This is a genomic window from Kineococcus rugosus, assembly GCF_050871975.1.
Taxonomy (GTDB): Bacteria; Actinomycetota; Actinomycetes; order Actinomycetales; family Kineococcaceae; genus Kineococcus.
The window spans coordinates 70,428-88,926 of the sequence record NZ_JBJLSJ010000003.1 but is presented as its reverse complement, the minus strand read 5'-3'; the positions used below and the strand labels follow the sequence as shown (position 1 = coordinate 88,926).

15 protein-coding genes are annotated in these 18,499 nt (G+C 74.8%); 9 read left to right on the top strand and 6 right to left on the bottom strand.

The window, feature by feature from the left end; translation table 11 throughout:
• Positions 1-31: 31 nt before the first annotated feature.
• Complete coding sequence (locus tag ACRYM6_RS02470) at positions 32-1,051, bottom strand: DUF4349 domain-containing protein (protein ID WP_432540900.1); 1,020 nt, start codon at positions 1,049-1,051, stop codon at positions 32-34.
• 147 nt (positions 1,052-1,198) lie between these two features.
• Between ACRYM6_RS02470 and lepA the strand changes: the two genes are divergently transcribed.
• Complete coding sequence (gene lepA / locus ACRYM6_RS02465) at positions 1,199-3,067, top strand: translation elongation factor 4 (protein WP_432540899.1); 1,869 nt, start codon at positions 1,199-1,201, stop codon at positions 3,065-3,067.
• 57 nt (positions 3,068-3,124) lie between these two features.
• Positions 3,125-4,336 (top strand): MFS transporter, encoded by a 1,212-nt coding sequence (locus ACRYM6_RS02460; RefSeq protein ID WP_432540897.1) that lies wholly within the window; start codon positions 3,125-3,127, stop codon positions 4,334-4,336.
• Here the strand turns inward: ACRYM6_RS02460 and ACRYM6_RS02455 are convergent.
• The 5 genes from ACRYM6_RS02455 to ACRYM6_RS02435 form a co-directional block, all read right to left on the bottom strand.
• A complete protein-coding gene (locus tag ACRYM6_RS02455; RefSeq protein ID WP_432541013.1) occupies positions 4,331-5,314 on the bottom strand; it encodes an LLM class flavin-dependent oxidoreductase in 984 nt (327 codons plus the stop codon). The two genes, ACRYM6_RS02460 and ACRYM6_RS02455, sit on opposite strands and share 6 nt — an antisense overlap.
• Positions 5,315-5,345: 31 nt before the next feature.
• Positions 5,346-6,026 carry an aminoacyl-tRNA hydrolase gene (locus ACRYM6_RS02450; RefSeq protein WP_432540895.1) on the bottom strand — a complete coding sequence of 227 codons (681 nt, stop codon included), beginning with the start codon at positions 6,024-6,026 and terminating at the stop codon, positions 5,346-5,348.
• A complete protein-coding gene (locus ACRYM6_RS02445; RefSeq protein ID WP_432540893.1) occupies positions 6,023-7,009 on the bottom strand; it encodes an acetylxylan esterase in 987 nt (328 codons plus the stop codon). Before ACRYM6_RS02445 ends, ACRYM6_RS02450 begins: the two co-directional genes overlap by 4 nt.
• Before the next feature lie 34 nt (positions 7,010-7,043).
• Positions 7,044-7,919 (bottom strand): GTP-binding protein LepA, encoded by an 876-nt coding sequence (locus ACRYM6_RS02440; protein ID WP_432540891.1) that lies wholly within the window; start codon positions 7,917-7,919, stop codon positions 7,044-7,046.
• A 144-nt stretch (positions 7,920-8,063) separates the two neighbouring features.
• Positions 8,064-8,882: a DUF1206 domain-containing protein gene (locus ACRYM6_RS02435; RefSeq protein WP_432540889.1), complete on the bottom strand. Its 819-nt coding sequence runs from the start codon at positions 8,880-8,882 to the stop codon at positions 8,064-8,066.
• Between the two features lie 113 nt (positions 8,883-8,995).
• Here ACRYM6_RS02435 and ACRYM6_RS02430 point away from each other — a divergent pair, with 113 nt between their 5' ends.
• From ACRYM6_RS02430 to ACRYM6_RS02400, 7 genes are all read left to right on the top strand, one after another.
• Positions 8,996-10,129, top strand: a complete 1,134-nt coding sequence (locus tag ACRYM6_RS02430; protein ID WP_432540888.1) for a LacI family DNA-binding transcriptional regulator — start codon at positions 8,996-8,998, stop codon at positions 10,127-10,129.
• 41 nt (positions 10,130-10,170) lie between these two features.
• Positions 10,171-11,841 carry an ABC transporter substrate-binding protein gene (locus ACRYM6_RS02425; protein WP_432540886.1) on the top strand — a complete coding sequence of 557 codons (1,671 nt, stop codon included), beginning with the start codon at positions 10,171-10,173 and terminating at the stop codon, positions 11,839-11,841.
• Positions 11,842-11,906: 65 nt separating this feature from the next.
• A complete protein-coding gene (locus ACRYM6_RS02420) occupies positions 11,907-12,878 on the top strand; it encodes an ABC transporter permease (RefSeq protein ID WP_432541012.1) in 972 nt (323 codons plus the stop codon).
• 5 nt (positions 12,879-12,883) lie between these two features.
• Entirely contained in the window at positions 12,884-13,801 is a 918-nt protein-coding gene (locus ACRYM6_RS02415) for an ABC transporter permease (protein WP_432540884.1), read from the top strand.
• Positions 13,798-15,480: an ABC transporter ATP-binding protein gene (locus tag ACRYM6_RS02410; protein ID WP_432540882.1), complete on the top strand. Its 1,683-nt coding sequence runs from the start codon at positions 13,798-13,800 to the stop codon at positions 15,478-15,480. The genes ACRYM6_RS02415 and ACRYM6_RS02410 overlap by 4 nt, the downstream gene beginning before the upstream one ends.
• 10 nt (positions 15,481-15,490) lie before the next feature.
• A complete protein-coding gene (locus tag ACRYM6_RS02405) occupies positions 15,491-16,675 on the top strand; it encodes a glycoside hydrolase family 1 protein (protein ID WP_432540880.1) in 1,185 nt (394 codons plus the stop codon).
• Between the two features lie 609 nt (positions 16,676-17,284).
• On the top strand, positions 17,285-18,499 hold the full coding sequence (locus ACRYM6_RS02400) for a methyl-accepting chemotaxis protein (RefSeq protein ID WP_432540879.1): 1,215 nt from the start codon (positions 17,285-17,287) through the stop codon (positions 18,497-18,499).

The following is an 18,499-nucleotide window of genomic DNA, read 5'->3' as shown; positions in this document are numbered from 1 at the left end:
AGTCAGTGACGGAGGGGTCGCCGTCAAGGGATCAGTCCGGGACGGTCCCGCTGACCCCGCCCCCGACCCCGCCCCCGACCCCGACCCCGCCCCCGACCCCGCCCGCGACCCGCGCGCGGCGCCGGCGCACCAGCACCCACCCCGGGACCGCGACCGCGGCCAGCGGCACGGCGAACGGCAGCACGGCGCCGACGGCGACCGACAGCACCCGCACGACCTCCCCCAGGGCGTGCCACCCGGCGGCCAGGCCCCCGGTGAACCCCGGCTCGTCGCGCGCCTGCACGGCGTCCAGCGGGGCGCCCCGGACCAGGTCCACGTCCACGGTCGACAGCGCCACCTGGTCGGCCAGCGCGCGCCGGCGGGCCTGCAGCGCCTCCAGGTCGGCCTGCCGCCGCGCGATCTCGCCCTCGACGGCCAGGACGTCGGGGACGGTCGTCGCCAGCGGCAGCCGGTCGCGGAAGGTCCGCAGGACGGCCTCGGCGGAGGTGACCCGGCTCTCGACGTCGGCGACCTCGGCCGTGACGTCCGCGGCGCTCGTCGTGCGGTCGGTCTCCTGCCCCAGGCCCGCGACGGCGTCGAGGGTGCCCTCGAACTCCGCGGCCGGGACCCGCAGCGTCAGGTGCGCGGTCCCCGCGCCCGCCGCCCCGCCGGTGGTGCTGGCGCTGACCAGGCCCCCGACCGCGGCGACGCGCTCGCGGACGGCTCCCACCGCCGCCGGCAGGTCCCGGACCCGGACGGCGAGGGTGGCGGTGGAGACGACCGCCCGGTCCTCCCCGGCCGTGCCCGGGCCCACCACCGCCCCCGGCTGCGTCCCCGCGGCGTCGGCGCCGCCGGCCTCCGCCGCGACGGACCCGCCCCCGGCGTCCTGCACGCCCTGCGGCGCGGCGCCGGGGGCCCCGGAGGACCCCGAGGAGGAGTCCGACCCGGAGCCGCTGCACGCCGCGGCCCCCAGCAGCAGGGTCAGGGCGAGCGCGGTGGCCGGGAGCAGCCGGCGGCGGCGGCGGCGCCGGCGGGCGGCGCGGGCGGGTGCGGGTGGGGTCGGGGAGCGCACAGGACACCTCCGGGGCGGGGCGGTCGCCGTGACCGTGCGGCTCGGACGCCGGGCCGTGCCGCGCGGTTCCGTCCCCGGACACCGGTGCGCCCGGACGTGCGACGATGGGCACCGCCTGCCCGACCGATCGAGAGGTGCCCCCCACCCGTGTCCCCGAGAGCCGCCGACGCACCGGCACCCGCCGCGACCGCGCCGGAGCTGCTGCGCAACTTCTGCATCATCGCCCACATCGACCACGGCAAGTCGACGCTGGCCGACCGGATGCTGCAGCTGACCGGCATCGTCGACGAGCGGGCCATGCGCGCGCAGTACCTCGACCGGATGGACATCGAGCGCGAGCGCGGCATCACCATCAAGTCGCAGGCCGTGCGCATGCCGTGGGCCCTGGACGGCACCGACCACGTCCTGAACATGATCGACACCCCCGGGCACGTCGACTTCACCTACGAGGTGTCCCGGTCGCTGGCGGCGTGCGAGGGCGCGGTGCTGCTCGTCGACGCCGCGCAGGGCATCGAGGCGCAGACCCTGGCGAACCTGTACCTCGCCATGGAGAACGACCTCACGATCATCCCGGTCCTGAACAAGATCGACCTGCCCGCCGCGCAGCCGGAGAAGTTCGCCGAGGAACTGGCCAAGCTCATCGGCTGCCAGCCCGAGGACTGCCTGAAGGTCTCGGGCAAGACCGGCGTCGGCGTCGACCTGCTGCTCGACGAGATCGTCAAGCAGGTCCCCGCGCCCGTGGGCGACGCGGACGCGCCCGCCCGCGCCATGATCTTCGACTCGGTCTACGACACCTACCGCGGGGTCGTGACGTACGTCCGGGTCATCGACGGGATGCTCACGCCCCGCGAGCGCATCGCCATGATGTCGACGAAGGCGACCCACGAGCTCCTGGAGATCGGCGTCAGCTCGCCCGAGCCGACCCCCTCGAAGGGGCTCGGCGTCGGTGAGGTCGGGTACCTCATCACCGGCGTGAAGGACGTCCGGCAGTCCAAGGTCGGTGACACCGTCACGAACGCCGCGAAACCCGCGACGACGGCCCTGGGCGGCTACCAGGACCCCAAGCCGATGGTGTTCTCCGGGCTGTACCCGATCGACGGCTCCGACTACCCGCTGCTGCGCGACGCGCTCGACAAGCTGAAGCTGAACGACGCCGCGCTGGTCTACGAGCCCGAGACGTCGGTGGCGCTCGGCTTCGGGTTCCGCATCGGCTTCCTGGGCCTGCTGCACCTGGAGATCGTCCGCGAGCGCCTCGAGCGCGAGTTCAACCTCGACCTCATCTCCACGGCGCCGAGCGTGCCGTACGAGGTGACGCTGGAGGACAAGCGGGTCGTGGAGGTCACGAACCCCTCGGAGTTCCCCGAGGGCAAGATCGCCGAGGTCCGCGAGCCGGTCGTGCGTGCCACGATCCTGGCCCCGGCCGACTTCATCGGCGCCATCATGGAGCTGTGCCAGCAGCGCCGCGGCGACCTGCAGGGCATGGACTACCTGTCCGAGGACCGCGTCGAGATGCGGTACCGGCTGCCGCTGGCCGAGATCGTCTTCGACTTCTTCGACCAGCTGAAGTCGCGCACCCGCGGGTACGCGTCCCTGGACTACGACGTGGACGGCGACCAGGCCGCCGACCTGGTGAAGGTCGACGTGCTGCTGCAGGGCGAGCAGGTTGACGCGTTCAGCCAGATCGTGCACCGGGACAAGGCGTACGGCTACGGCGTGATGATGGCCGGCAAGCTGAAGGACCTCATCCCGCGCCAGCAGTTCGAGGTGCCCATCCAGGCCGCGATCGGCGCGCGGGTCATCGCCCGCGAGAACGTCCGCGCCATCCGCAAGGACGTCCTGGCCAAGTGCTACGGCGGGGACATCACCCGCAAGCGCAAGCTGCTGGAGAAGCAGAAGGAGGGGAAGAAGCGGATGAAGATGGTCGGGCGCGTCGAGGTGCCCCAGGAGGCCTTCATCGCCGCGCTGTCCTCCGACGCCGCCGGGGACAAGGCGAAGGACAAGAACGCCAAGAAGTGAGGTCGCTGCCCCCGCGCCACCGCGCGGGGGCACCGGCCGGACCCTAGGGTCGGGCCCGTGCCCCGAAACCCCGGACGTCCGCGGCTCGGGGTGCTCCCGGGTTTCCTGGTGGCGCTGTCCCCGTTGTCCCAGCTGGGGTTCACCCCCGTCTCGCTCGTCCTGGGCGAACGCCTCGGGCTGAGCGTCGGCCAGGTCGGCCTGACGGTCGGCGTCTACGCGGCCGCTGCCGCGCTCGCCACGGTCGTCCTCGGTCCGGTGTTCGACCTGGTGTCCCCCCGGCGCGTGCTGCCGGTCGCGGTCGCCGCCAACGTGCTGCTGTCGGCGTCGCTGCTGCTCGAACCGGGGTTCGCCGGGATCGTCGCCGCGCGGGTGCTGTCGGGGGTCACGAACAGCGCGCTGGTGCTGTGCGCCTCCGTGGTCGTGGCCGACGCGAACCGGGACGACGGGACGGCGCGCGAACGGGGGTTCTCCCGCCTGCAGACGTTCACGAGCCTGGGGGCGATGGTCGGCCTCGGGGTCGGGGCGGCCGCCGCGGGGCTGGGGCGGCCGCACGTGTGGTCGTGGACCGTCGTGGGGTACGGGGTGCTCGTCCTCGCGCTGGCCCCGGTCATCGCCCGCCGCCTGCCGCGCGCCGCGGACCGCGCGGGCGGCCGGTCCCCGGGGGTGCGGTTGCGCACGGTGCTGCGCGAGGGCGCCGCCGCGCTGCGGGTGCCCCGGACGGCCGGGTTCCTGCTGGCGGCAGCCGGGGTCGGGTGGGCGATCCAGGCCACCCACTACGCCGTCGGGATCCTCGCCGAGGAGCTGTCCCCGCCGCTGGCGCAGCGCATCGCGTTGTCGGTGGTGATCCCGGCCGGGGTGTTCCTGGGGGCGGGCCTGAACCAGTTCGCGCTGTCGCGGCGCAGCGCCGTGCAGCTGTTCGGCTGCGCCTACCCGGCGTTGCCGCTGGCCTGCGCGGTGCTGGCCGTCGTGGTGGCGTTCTCCGGGGCCTGGGCGGTGGCCGGGCTGCTCGTGACCCTGGTGCTGCTGGGGACGGTGCTGGGGGTGCTGATGCCGTTGAGCCCGGCGGTCCTGGTGGGCTGGCACCCGGACCTGCGCGGCAGCGTCACGGCCGCCGACTCGGTCGCCAAGGGCCTGGGCTCGACCGTGAGCCCGGTGGTGCTGGGCGCGGTGGCGGCCGCGACGTCGCTCAGCGGGGGTTTCCTCGTGCTGGCCGTCGTCGTGGCCGCCGCGGCCCTGGGCGCCCGCCCGGCGCGGGTGCGCCCGTCATGAGGCCGGGGCCCACCCCAGCCGGGGGCCGAGGTGGGCGGCGGTGTCGGTGAGGATCTGCACGTAGTCCTCGTGCTCGAACCCGAACGGCAGCGCGAACACGACCTCCTCGACGAGCTGGAACCCGGCGTCGGCCCACAGCCGGTCGGCGATCTCGTCGGAGCGGCCGAGCAGGTCCTGGGCGAACAGCAGCCGGCCCGGGCCCTGCGGGACCCCGACCCGCGCGGAGCGGTGCTCCACGTAGGCCCGGTACTTCTCGACCTGCGCGGGCGTCGCGGAGTCGGTGGGGATGACGACCAGCCCCTGGGAGGTGCGGCCGGTGGGGTGCAGGTCCCGGAAGGCCCGCAGGTGCGAGGCCTGGATCGCGGCGAAGTCGGTGGACCCGTCCTCGGCCCGCACGACGCTGGAGGCCAGCAGGTGCAGGCCCTGCGCGCCGGCCCACTGCGCGGAGCGCAGGCTGGCCCCGCCGTACCAGAGCCGGTCGGCCAGGCCGGGGGAGTGCGGTTCGACGCGGTCGGAGAAGACCTCGATGCCCTGCGTGCCGGCGAAGTCGCTGGCCTCGTCCCCGCGCAGGAACCGGTGCAGCCGCAGCACCCGCTCGTAGCTGAAGTCCTCGACGTCGGCGGTGTCGGGGTACAGGGACGCCTTGACGTGCTCGAACTGCATCGGCGGTCCGACGCTCACGCCCGGTTCCAGTCGCCCCCGGGCCAGGACGTCGACGGTCGCGAGGTCCTCGGCCAGCCGCAGCGGGTTCTCCCAGCCCAGCGGGGTGACGGCCGTGCCCAGGTGGATCCGGGACGTCCGCTGGGTGAGCGCGGCCAGGACGGCGACGGGGGAGGAGATCCCCGGCTGCAGGTGCCGGTGCCGCAGCCAGGCGCTGTCGAACCCCAGCCGTTCGCCGAGCTCGACGACCCGCAGGGTCGTCTCGTGGCCGGGCCCGGGGTCGGCCGGGTCGAACGACCCGATCGTCAGGAAACCCATCCGCCGCAGCGCGGCACCCTCGACCGGCACGTCAGACCGTCCCCTCGAAACCCGCGCTGGCGGTGACCGTGCCCGGGGGGACCTCGGTGAAACCCCCGTCGCGCACGTCGACCCGCCGGCCCTCGGGCAGCACCGGGGCGCCGGTCACGACGCGGACCCCGAACCCCGCCTCCTGCCAGCGGGCGGCCTGCGGCAGCCGCTCGTACGCCAGTTGCGCGGCGTGCCCGACCTGGGCCGCGGCCTTGCCCGTGGTCATGGTGATCCCCGGCGTCAGCCGGATCGTCAGGACGCCGTCGGGGCCGGGGACCTCGCGGCCGTCGGGGCCGGCCTCCGGGTCGGCGAGGTCGAGCCCGCCCACCTGCAGGGGCCGCAGCAGGTCGGGCACCTCCTCGCGCGGGTGCGGGGCGAACGCCCGCACGACGGCGTCCCCGCTGGTGGCCTGCGCGTGCGGGAGGGCGGCGGTGCGCTCCCACCGGGTCCCGCGCGCCCGGCGGCAGATCTTGCGGATGCGCCGGTCCCGCCACGCCTGGACGGCGGGCCGCAGCTCACCGTCGGGGTCGGTGACGCGGGGGTCGGACAGCAGCAGGACGACGGCGCGCGCCGCGGCGACCAGGGTGTCGGTGTGGGTGGGCAGCGGCTCGCCCCGCTCGTCCTTCTCGACCCGCGCGACCAGCGACAGCGACCAGGGGTCGGTCTCCTCCGGGAGCGTCACCGCAGGCCGAGCCGGTCGAGGAACCGCAGCTGCCGCTGCGTCTGGTGCCCGCCGCCCCCGGCATGGTCGGCGAACTCCCACACGTCGATCTCCCGGTCGTCGTGGCCCCAGCGGTTGTACGCGGCGAACACCGTCGACGGCGGGCACACCGGGTCCATGAGCGCGACGCTGAACAGCGCGGGGGCCTTCGCGCGGGCGGCGAGGTTGACCCCGTCGACGTAGGACAGGGTCGTGAAGGCCCGCTCGGCCTTCTCGGGGGAGTGCCGGCGCAGGTAGGAGACGACCTCCAGGTAGGGGCCGTCGCCGGCGAGGTGGGTGCCGCGGCGCACGTCGCACAGGAACGGGACGTCGACGAGCGCGGCCGCGACCCGGCCCGGCGACAGCGCGGCGGCGGCGATGGAGAAGGCGCCGCCCTGGCTGGCGCCGCGCACGACGACGCGGGCGGTGTCCACCTCGACGCCCAGGGAGGGCAGCGCGTGCGCGACGTCGACCGCGCGGGCGCAGTCGACCAGGGCCCGCCGGTAGTAGTGGGTGGCCGGGTCGTCGATGCCGCGGGTCATGAACCCGCCGACCCACTGGCCGCCGGCGACGTCGGGGTCGGGGTCGGGGGTGTCGTGGCCCTGACCGCGGGTGTCGACGACGAGGTGGGCGAAACCGGCCGCGGCCCAGGCGGTCCGGTCCACCGGCAGGCCGCGCCCGCCGGAGTAGCCGATGAACTCCACGACGACCGGCAGCGGGCCGGGCAGGTGGGCGGGGCGGATCAGCCACGCCGCGACCCGGTCGCCGCCCCAGCCGGCGAAGCGGACGTCGAGGACGTCCAGCGCGGGCAGCGCCGGCCCGGTGTGCGGGGTCAGCTCGACGGCGAGGTCGTGGCGGCGGGCGAGGGCGAGGCTCCCGGCCCAGAACGCGTCGAGGTCGGCGGGTTCGCCGACCTCGCCGGTGTAGGTACGCAGCGAGTCCAGCGGCAGATCGGTCAGCGGCACGTGCTGACGCTACTGCGGGCCCCGGCGCGGGCGCTCAGGCGGTGGCCGGGTGCCCGTGGGCGCGGAACTGCTCCAGGGTGTCGCGCAGCGCCGTGAGGACGTAGTCGGGCACCCGCATGCCCTGGTGGCGGGCCCACAGCAGCTCGCGCTCGACGAGCCCGACCTGGGCGCCGAAGTCCTCCACGCGGTCGGCCAGCCCCAGCGTCGTCAGCACCGCGCCGAACTGGGCGCGCTGGGCCGGGGTGTGCGCACCGACGGGGGCGAAGGACTTCCGGCGCAGCACCCGGGCCAGCCGCAGCTGCCACGGCGCGAGGACCTCCTGCTGGAGCATCTCGGTCGCCGAGAGGCGGTAGAAGGCGAAGTGGCCCGGTTCCTGGCGGCGGATGGGCTGCACGACGGTGCGCGAGACGGCGTCCTCGCCCATCTCGTCGAGGCCGTCGACGAGCAGGTTGTAGGCCACGACGGCGGCCTTCTCGGTGGCGGCGCCGGTCAGGTAGTACAGCAGCCGCGCGACCTCCTGCACCGGGCGCAGGTGCGCCAGCGACCCCAGCAGGCGGATCTTCGCGCTGACCTCGTCGGTGTTCGGGTCGGCCGGGGGGAGGTCGACGTCCTGCTGGAGCCGGTCCAGGATCAGGCCGTGCTGGATCTCCTGCGGCTGCCACACGTCGGCGTAGAAGAGGCGGTCGGTCTCGGAGACGTCCGGCAGCAGCGTCAGCAGCTCCAGGACGTTGCGGTCGACCTCCAGCTCGACGCGGGCGAGGTAGTCGACGACGTGGCCGAAGCGCTCGCGCACCCCGCGCGGGTCCCTCACCGTGCGGTCGACCGACTCCAGCGGGATCGGCGGGTGCTTCTCACCCAGGCGCAGCACGTGGTCGCGGATGTCCGCTGGGGTGATGAGCTTGCGCGACACGGATCTCCTGCTTCCTGGCCTGCGACTCGGGTGCGCGTCGGGCTCGGTGCGCACGGTGCGCACCCCGACGTGAGGCCGTCAACGGTTCGGAACCCATCGGCCGGTGGATGGGTTCCGTGAGCCGTTGTGCCGTGGATCACCCGCTCAGGCGCGGGCGCGCCGGTGCGCGGTGAGCAGGGCGAACACCCCGTAGGCGGCCAGGCCCAGGGCGACGAGCAGGAGCAGGACGACCCCGAACGGCTGGGAGGCGATCTCGCGGAACGCCGCGTCCAGGCCGCGGGACTTGCCGGTGTCGCCGGTGGCGGACACCACGACCAGGGCGCCGAGGACGGCGAAGGCGACGCCGCGGGCGACCCAGCCGGCCACCCCCAGGGCGGTCAGCGGGCGCGACAGCGACCCCTCGACCTTGTCCTCGAAGTCCTTCCGGACGCCCCGCACGACCAGGCCGATCCCGACGCCGGCGACCACGAGCCCGGCCAGCACGACGAGGACCGCCCCGCCGGGGGCCTCCAGGACGCGCTGGGTCAGGGTCTGCTGCTGGGTGCCCGGTGACGACCCGCCACCGGTGGCGAACCGCACGCAGGAGACGGCCAGGGCGAGCGCGACGACGGCCTTGACGGCGGCGCTGAGGCGGTGGGAGGTCTTGCCGCCGGTGACGACCGCGACGACCTGCCAGGCCAGCAGGGCCACGAACCCCAGCGCGAGCACCCACAGCAGGACGGCGCCGAACGGCTGCGCCGCGACCTGCCCGAGCGCGCCGCTGGAGTCGGCCGAGCCGCCGGAGCCGCCGAGCGCGACCTGCGCGGCGAGCCAGGCGATGAGCAGGTGGACGACGCCGTCGGCGGCCACACCGGCCCGGCCGACCTTCTTCAGGCCCTGCTCGTGGGCCTGCGCGAAGGCCTCCCCGCGCCGGACGTGCGAACGGACCTCGGAGCTGGCCTGGGAACGCGCTGGACCGGACATGCGTCGAGGGAACTGCCAGGTCAGCGCCGCCGCAACCGGAGGGGACCCGCCGGGTGCGTCGTAGCATCGGCGGTCGAGCAGCCGAACCGCAGCAGAGCAGGAGACGTGGGGGAATGGCCCGCCACCCGACCCGGCCGCAGGCGCCGAGGACCCCGACCGTCTACGACGTCGCCGACCGCGCGGGCGTGTCGATCGCGACGGTCTCGCGGGTCCTGCGCACCCCCGACGCGGTCCGGGAGGCCACCCGGGAGCGGGTCATGGACGCCGTCCGGGCCCTGGGGTACGTCCCGTCGGGCAACGCCCGGGCGCTGGCGGGCCGGCGCACCGGGGTCATCGGGCTGTGCTTCCCGGGGCACGACGGGCTGGAGGAGGACGACCGGCCGTCGCTGGTCACCGAGGGCGGGGTGCGGGTCGTCGACGACCGCCGGCGCGGGGCCGGGCCGGGCACCCCGAACCTGTACTTCGACGAGGTGCTGCGGGGGGCGGAGGTGGAGGCCTGGCGGCGCGGTTTCGCGCTGATGGTCGCGGCCGGGCGCGGGCCGGCGCGCGACGTCGTCGTCAACGACGTGGCCGGCCGGGTGGACGGGCTGGCGGTGGTGGCCCGCACGGTCTCCGACGACCTGCTGGCCCACGTCGCCCGCCGGATCCCGGTGGTCGTCCTGGCCGACGGTGCCCACCCGGGCGAGCGGGGGGACGCCTTCGACCACGTCGGCGTCGACAACGCGGCCGGGATGCGGGCGCTGGTGGGGCACGTCGTGGGCGCCCTGGGGGTGCGGGACGTGGTGTACGTGGCGGGCCCGCCGGACTCCCCGGACGACGCCGAGCGCCAGCTGGGGCTGTCCGCGGCGCTGGCGGACGCGGGTCTGCCGCCGGTGCCGCAGGTGCGGGGGGACTTCCGGCGCGACCGCGCCTCCGAGGCGGTGTCGGGGCTGCTGGCGCAGCGGGTGCCGCGGGCGCTGGTCTGCGGGAACGACCAGTCGGCGCTGGGGGCGCTGGACGCGGTGCGCGCGGCGGGGCTGTCGGTGCCGGGGGACGTCTACGTGACGGGGTTCGACGGGGTCGACGGGGCCCGCTTCAGCGACCCGCCGATCACGACGGTCGCCCAGCCGATGGCGGACCTGGGCCGGGCCGCGGTGCGGGCGGTGGTGGACCGCCTCGCGGCGCCGCACGCGCCGCGGCTGGTGGCCCGGCTCCCGGTGGAGGTGCTGCTGCGGGAGAGCTGCCCCCCGGTTGACACTCGGATGTAAGCGCATACGCTGACCTCCACGACGAACGTGGAGGTCGAGCGATGACGCTTCGGCAGGGACCGGCGCTGGGCCGCCGGGGAGTGCTCGCGGGGTTCGGCGGAGCCGCCGCCCTCGTGGGCGCGGGGATCGGCGGGTGCAGCGTGCAGGTGCGCAGCCAGCCCGACCCGACGATCGGGCGGGACACCATGCTCATCAACGCGGACAAGGGCAACCCCCTGTTCGACCGCAGGTTCAACCCGTACCTGACCAACAAGCGGACGGCCGCGACCTGGATCTACGAACCGCTGGTCCTGGTCAACCCGCTGGACGGCGAGCAGATCCCGTGGCTGGCCGAGTCCTGGGAACTGCCCGACGCCCGCACGATCGACATGACGGTCCGCGCGGCCGAGTGGAGCGACGGCACCCCCTTCACCGCCCGCGACGTCGCCTTCACGTTCCGGTTGCTCCGGGAGGTCCCCTCCCTGGACACCAAGGGGGCCTGGCAGCACCTGGAGTCCGTCGAGGTCTCCGGCGACCACGTCGTCCTGCACCTGCAGACCGACGACGTGCCCGCGCTGCCGATCCTCGGCGCCACCTGCATCGTGCCCGAGCACCTGTGGTCGCAGGTGGCCGACCCGGCGACGTTCCGCGACGAGGACCCCGTCGGCACCGGGCCGTTCGTCCTCGGGAACTACAACGACCAGCAGTACTCGATGGACCGCAACGAGAACTACTGGCAGGCCGAGGCGGTCGAGATCGCCCACCTCGTCCTGCCCTCGACGAACTCCCAGCTCGACACCGTGACCCGCGGGTACGACTGGAGCTACTCGTTCATCTCCGACGTCGAGGGGACCTGGGGCGCGGCCAGCCCGCACAACAGGTTCTGGTTCCCCCCGGCCGGGATCGTCGCCCTCGTGCCGAACCACACGGTCGCCCCGTTCGACGACGTCGACGTGCGGCGGGGGCTGTCGCTGGCCCTGGACCGCGCCCGCATCGCCGACGTGGCCAGCGAGGGGTACATGGGACCGGCGGGCCAGACCGGCCTGATGCTCCCCAACCAGCAGGACTGGCTCGACCCCGGCATCCCCGACGCCGGGATGGTCGCGCAGGACACCGCGGCCGCGCTGGCCGCGTTCGCGCGCGCCGGGTACACCCAGCGCGACGGCAGGCTCGTCGACGCGGCCGGCGAGCAGTTCTCCTTCGCGCTCACCTCCGCCAACGGCTACACCGACTGGACCCGCGCGGCGCAGGAGGTCCAGCGCCAGCTCGCCGGGATCGGCGTCGAGGTCTCGCTGCTCCTCCCGCAGCCCGCCGGGTACCAGTCGGCCATCGCGAACGGCGACTTCCAGGTGGCCCTGGGCGGCATGGGCAACGGCGACGTGTTCCGCGCCTTCAACGACCTCATGTCCTCCGAGTTCGTCACCGACGTCGGCCAGACCACCGCCGCGAACTTCGAGCGCTTCTCCGACCCCGAGGTCGACGCGCTGCTCACGCGGTTCAAGTCGACCACCGACCCCGCCGGACAGCTCCAGGCCGCGCGGGCCCTGCAGCGGCAGGTCTACGACAAGCTGCCCGTCATCGGCCTGTACCACGGCGGCTCCTGGGGTCTGTACAACGACGCCAAGTTCGTCGGCTGGCCCACGGAGGCCGACCCCTACATGATCCCGCAGAACTACGACTCGGCACCGCTGGGGATCTTCACCCGGCTCAAGCTGGCCGGAGGTGCGTCGTGACGATCCTCGACACGTCCGCCGGGCCCGCCGCCACCCGCTCGCGGGGCCCCTTCCCCGGCCGCTACCTGCTCGGCAGGCTCGGCCTGTTCGCCCTCACGCTGTGGGCCGCCGTCACCGTCAACTTCGTCCTGCCCCGCCTCATGCCGGGCACGCCCGCCGACGCGGCCGTCGCGAAGCTGTCCCAGAACGGCCCCGTGAGCGCGGCGACGCGCGCGGCCATCGAGGCCCAGCTCGGCGTCCCCGACGGGAACCTGCTGGCCCAGTACGGCTCCTACCTCCGGCAGGTCGTCACCCTCGACTTCGGCGTCTCCTACACGTTCTACCCGCAGACCGTCTCCTCGATGGTCGCCCGGGCGCTGCCCTACACCCTGCTGCTCGTCGGGGTCGTCACCGTCCTGGCGTTCCTGCTCGGCACCCTCATCGGGGTCGCGGCGGCCTGGAAGCGCGGCACCTGGCTCGACGCCCTGCCCACCCTGTCCGGCAGCTTCCTGTCGACGTTCCCGTACTTCTGGACCGCGCTGCTGCTGCTGTTCTTCCTCGGGTACGTGCTGCACTGGTTCCCGACGACGGGGGCCTACTCGGCCACCACGACCCCCGGGTTCACCCTCGACTTCCTCGGCGACGCGATCGCGCACGCGGCCCTGCCGGCCCTGACGATCCTGCTGACCTCCCTCGGCGGGTGGATCCTCGGCATGCGCAACACCATGATCAACACCCTGGGCGACGACTACGTGACCTTCGCCGAGGCCAACGGCCTGCGCGGGCGCACCGTCGCGGTCCGCTACGCCGCGCGCAACGCGATCCTGCCCAACCTCACCGGGTTCGGGCTCTCCCTCGGCGGCGTCGTCGGCGGGTCGGTGCTCGTCGAGCAGGTCTTCGGCTACCCCGGCATCGGGTACCTGCTGTTCAACGCCGTCATCGGCCAGGACTACCCGCTCATGCAGGCGCTGTTCCTCATGATCACCGTCAGCGTGCTCGTCGCGAACTTCCTCGTCGACGTGCTCTACGGCCTCCTCGACCCGCGGACCCGGAAGTGAGCCCGATGACGACCACCACCGGAAGCACCGCCGCAGAGCTCTCCGTCCAGCGCGGTCCGAGCGCGTGGCGCGCCGCGGGCCGGATCATCGCCACGATCTGGTCCGACGGCAAGGCTCGCGTCGGTCTCGTGATCCTCGGGTTCTTCCTGCTCGTGGCCCTGCTCGCACCGCTGCTGGCGCCGTACGGGGCCAAGACGAACACCTTCGAGCGCAGCCAGGACGCCAGCGCGGCGCACTGGCTCGGCACCACCGCCGCGGGCGAGGACGTCCTGTCCCAGCTCGTCCACGGCGCCCGCGTCAGCGTCCTGGTGGGGTTCAGCGCCGGGCTGCTCGCCACGGTCGTCGCCGTCCTCGTCGGCCTGTCCTGGGGCTACACCCGCGGCTGGGTCGGGGAGGTCATCGGCTTCGTCGTCAACCTGTTCCTGGTCATCCCCGCCCTGCCCTTCATGATCGTCATCGCGGCGTACCTGCAGAACGGCGGGATCGGCGTCATCATCGCCGTCATCGTCGTCACCGGCTGGGCCTGGGGCGCGCGGGTCCTGCGCGCGCAGACCCGGTCGCTGCGGTCGCGGGACTTCGTCGAGGCGGCCCGGTTCTCCGGCGACAGCGCCCCGCGCATCGTGTTCCGGGAGATCCTGCCGAACATGACCTCGCTCATCGTCGGCAGCTTCTTCGGCGCGGCGACCTCGGCGATCCTGGCCGAGGCGGGACTGGAGTTCCTCGGCCTCGGCGACACCTCCGTCGTCAGCTGGGGGACGATCATCTACTGGGCGCAGAACTCCAGCGCCCTGCTCACCGGGCAGTGGGCGCTGCTGTTCGCCCCCGGGCTGTGCATCGCCCTGCTGGCCATGAGCCTGACGCTCGTCAACTTCGGCGTCGACGCCGTGAGCAACCCCCGGCTGCGTGAAGGGAAGAACCGATGACCACCGCGTCGTCGCGCGTGAGCGCCCCGACCGCCGTCGAGGAGGACCTGCTCGAGGTCCGCGACCTGTCGGTCGTCTACGAGTCCAGCGGGCACCGCCCCGTCCAGGCCGTCGACCACGTCTCCTTCGGGCTGCGCCGCGGCGAGTTCGTCGGCCTGGTGGGGGAGTCGGGGTCGGGCAAGTCGACCCTCGGCTACGCCGTCACCCGCCTGCAGAAACCCCCGGCCCGCACGAACGGCGGGCAGATCCTCTTCGGCGGGCACGACATCCGCGACCTCGACGACGAGGCCCTGCGCCGCCAGCGCCGGGGCGGGTTCGCGATGGTCCTGCAGTCGGGCATGAACGCGCTGAACCCGGTGCGGCGCGTCCGGGACCACTTCGCCGACATCTACCGCGCCCACGGCCACGTCGAGCGGGCCCGCTGGCAGGACCGGTCGGCCGAGCTGCTGGCCAAGGTCGAGCTCGACCCCGCCGTCCTGGCCCGGTTCCCCGGGGAGCTGTCCGGTGGGATGCGCCAGCGCGTCTCCATCGCGCTGGCCCTCTCGCTCGACCCGCAGCTGGTCGTGTTCGACGAACCGACGACCGCGCTCGACGTGCTCGTCCAGCACGCCGTCATGGACACCGTCGTCGAGCTCCAGCGCACCGAGGGGTTCACCGCCGTCCTCATCAGCCACGACCTCGGGATCGTCCTGGAGGCCACCGAGCGGGTCCTGGTCATGCACGAGGGCCGGATCGTGGAGGACGGCACCTCCCGGCAGGTCCACACCGCCCCGCGCGACGACTACACCCGGCACCTGCTGAGCCACTACGCCGACCCGCGCGCCGAGGTCGTCTCGCTGCCCGGGTTCGAGGACCGGTCGCTGCGGCCCCGGCCGGCACCCCCCGCCGGGGGCACCCCGGTCGTCGTCGAGGCCGTGTCCAAGACCTACCCCCCGCCGCGGCGCGGGGAGGGCGAGGTGCACGCCGTCCGCGACGTCTCCTTCACCCTCGAACCCGGCGCGTCGCTGGCCCTGGTCGGCCAGAGCGGGTCCGGGAAGTCGACCATCGCCAGGATGATCACCGGCATCGAGACCCCCACCGCCGGGTCCGTCCGGTTCGGCGACCTCGACGTCGGCCGGCTGAAGCGGCGCGAGCTGAAGCAGCTGCACCGGGACGTGCAGATGGTGTTCCAGGACCCCTACGCCGCGCTGAACCCGCTGCACACCGTCGAGTACGCCCTCACCCGCCCCGTCGTGAACCACACCGGGCTCACGGGGCGCGAGGCGACCCGGCGCGTCCACGAACTGCTGGAGACCGTGGGGCTCACCCCCACCCGGCAGTTCGCGCAGAAGCTGCCGCACCAGCTCTCCGGCGGGCAGCGGCAGCGGGTCGTCATCGCCCGCGCGCTGGCCTGCGAACCGCAGGTCATCGTCGCCGACGAACCCGTCTCGATGCTCGACGTGACGCTGCGCGCCGGGGTCCTGGCCCTGCTGGAGGACCTGCGGGCCCGCCTCGGCGTCTCCCTGCTCTACATCACCCACGACCTGCTCAGCGCCCGGCTCATCACCGACGACGTCCTCGTGCTGCACGCCGGCCGCGTCGTCGAGCGCGGCCCGACCGCGCAGGTCCTCCAGCACCCCACCGACCCGTACACGGTGTCCCTGCTCGACGCCGTCCCGAACCCCGCACGCACGCGATAGGAGCACCACCATGCGGACCTTCCCCGACGGGTTCCTCTTGGGGGCGGCCACCGCCGCCCACCAGGTCGAGGGCGGCAACGTCGGCAGCAACTGGTGGGTCCACGAGCACGACCCCGCCCTCGCCGCGGCGTGGGGGATCGTGGAACCGTCCGGGGACGCCGCCGACAGCTACCACCGCTACCGCGAGGACATCGCGCTGCTGGCCGGACTCGGGCTGAACTCCTACCGGTTCAGCGTCGAGTGGGCCCGGGTCGAACCCGAGCGCGGGTCGTTCTCGCGGGCCGCGGTCGACCACTACCGGCGGATGGTCGACACCTGCCGGGAGTTCGGCGTCGAACCCGTCGTGACGCTGCTGCACTTCACGGTGCCCCGCTGGTTCGAGCGCGACGGGTTCTGGCGGGCCGACGACGCCGCCGACCGGTTCGGCCGCTACGTCGAGGCCGCGCTGCCCGTCGTCCGCGACGTCGAGTGGGTCTGCACCGTCAACGAGCCGAACATCGCCGCGATGCTGGCCGGCGGCGAGGACGCCTCCAACCTCGTCGCGCACGGCCTGCCGAACCCCGACCTGCACGTCGCCGACCAGCTCCTGGCCGCCCACCGGCGCGCCCGCGACGTCCTCTCGCAGGTCCCGGGGGTGAAGTCGGGCTGGACGGTCGCGACCCAGGCCTTCACGAGCACCGGCGAACCCGGCGCCGACGAGCGGCTCGCCGAGTACGGCCACCCCCGCGACGACTGGTACCTGGAGGCCGCGAAGGGCGACGACTTCCTCGGGGTGCAGGCCTACACCCGCACCTTCGTCGGGCCCGGCGGCCCGCTGCCCGTGCGCGAGGACGTCGAGACGACCCTCACCGGGTGGGAGTTCTACCCGGCCGCCGCCGCCGACGGCCTGCGCTCGGCCTGGGAGCTCACCGGCGGCGTGCCGCTGCTGGTCACCGAGAACGGCATCGCGACCGCCGACGACACCCGGCGGGTCGCCTACACCCGGGCGGCGCTGGAGGGGGTCCACGACTGCCTGGCCGAGGGGATCGACGTACGGGGGTACCTGCACTGGAGCCTGCTGGACAACTACGAGTGGGCCTCGGGGTACCGACCCACGTTCGGGCTCGTGAGCTGGGACCGCGAGACGTTCGCCCGAACCCCCAAGCCCAGCGCCCGCTGGTACGGCGGGGTCGCCCGCGCCGGCGCGCTGCCCTGACCCCGCACCGGCGGGGAGGAGCAGCCCCCTCAAGCCGGGGCGGCGGGCGGTCGATCCCCCTGGTGTGCCCACGACCGGTCGCCGCGCCCTCGCCCGCTCCTGGCGCGACGCCCGGCTGCGCCGCAAGCTCGCCGCCCTGACCGGCGTCGCCCTGCTCGGCAGCACGGCGCTGGGCGCCGTCACGCTCGTCGCGCTGGACCGCACGGCGGCGGCCACGACGCGGCTGAACACCGCCAGCGCGGCCGTCCGGACCACCCTGGAAGCCGACATGGCCCACGACGCCCTGCGCGGCAACGTCCTGCAGGCGCTGCTGTTCCCCCGCGGGGAGCAGCACGCCGAGGCCGCCGCGGGCGCCGCGGGGGGGGCGGGGGGCGCGGGCCGCGGCCGCCGCGCGGGCCCGCCCGGCGGGCCCCGGCCGGCCCGCCCCCCCGCCGCCCCCGGCCCCACCCCGCAGCACGCCCACCGCCCCCCCCCCCCCGCCCCCCCCCCCCCCCCCCCCCCCCCCCCCCCCCCCCCCCCCCCCCCCCCCCCCTCGACCGCCTGCGCGAGGTCGGGGACGCCGGGCTCGGGCCCGACGTCGAGGCCGCCGTCGCGGCCGCCGCACCGGCCGTGGAGGACTACGCCCGCGCCGGGCGCGACCTCGTCGTGCTCGCCGGGACCGACCCCGCCGCCGCCCTCGCCGGGTACCCCGCCTTCCTGGAGCGGTTCTCGGCCGTCGAGGAGCTGCTGCCCGCCGTCGCCGACAGCGCCGCCCACCGCCTCGACGTGGAGGACCGGGCGGTGCGGGACACCCGCGCGCGCGGGACCGTGCTGGTCGTGGCCGTGCTGGCCGCGACCGCGCTGCTGGTCCTGCTGGTGGCCCGGTGGGTGGGCGGCAGCGTCGTGCGACCGCTGACCGCGCTCGCGGGGGTCGCCGCCGCGCTGCGCGGGGGGGACCTCACCGCCCGGTCGGGGCTGGACGCCGAGGACGAGGTGGGGCGCACCGGTCAGGCGCTCGACGAGGCGCTCGACAGCCTGCGCGGGCTCGTGGGCGCCATCTCCACCACCGCCGGCCGGCTCGAGACCGCCGGGGACCGGCTGACCGCGTCCTCGGCCGAGATCGCCACCGCCACCGAGCGCTCCGAGCACCTGGCGGCCTCCGCCGCGCAGGAGGCCCAGCGGGTGTCCCTGACCGCCGCCGGGATGGCCGGGACCGGGGAGCAGGTGGTCACGGCGATCGCGGAGATCACCCGCAGCACGGGCGCCTCGCACGAGGTCGCCGCCGAGGCCGTCGGCATCGCCGAGGCCACGAACGCCCTGATGGCCCGGCTGGGTGCCTCCAGCGGCGAGATCGGCCAGGTCGTCGGCGTCATCGCGGGCATCGCCGCGCAGACGAACCTGCTGGCCCTCAACGCGACCATCGAGGCCGCCCGGGCCGGTGAGGCCGGCCGCGGGTTCGCCGTCGTGGCCGGCGAGGTGAAGCAGCTCGCGCGGGAGACCGCGACCGCGACCGAGGGCATCGCCCGGACCGTGGCGGCCCTGCAGGCCGACAGCTCCGGCGCGATCTCCTCCCTGGAGGCGATCGCGGAGGTCATCGGGCGCATGTCGCAGCTGCAGGCCACCATCGGGGCGGCCACCGAGCAGCAGCGCGCCGCCAGCGACGAGAACGTCCGCCAGGTCTCGACGGTCGCCGCCTCGACCCGCAGCTCCGCCGAGGACCTGTCCACGTTGTCGCGGAGCGTGGCGCTCACCGCCGACCGCGGCCGCGACACCGGGCTGGCGGCCGGGGAGGTCGCCGCGCTGACGTCCGACCTGCGCGCCGCCGTGAGCCGCTTCCGCATCTGA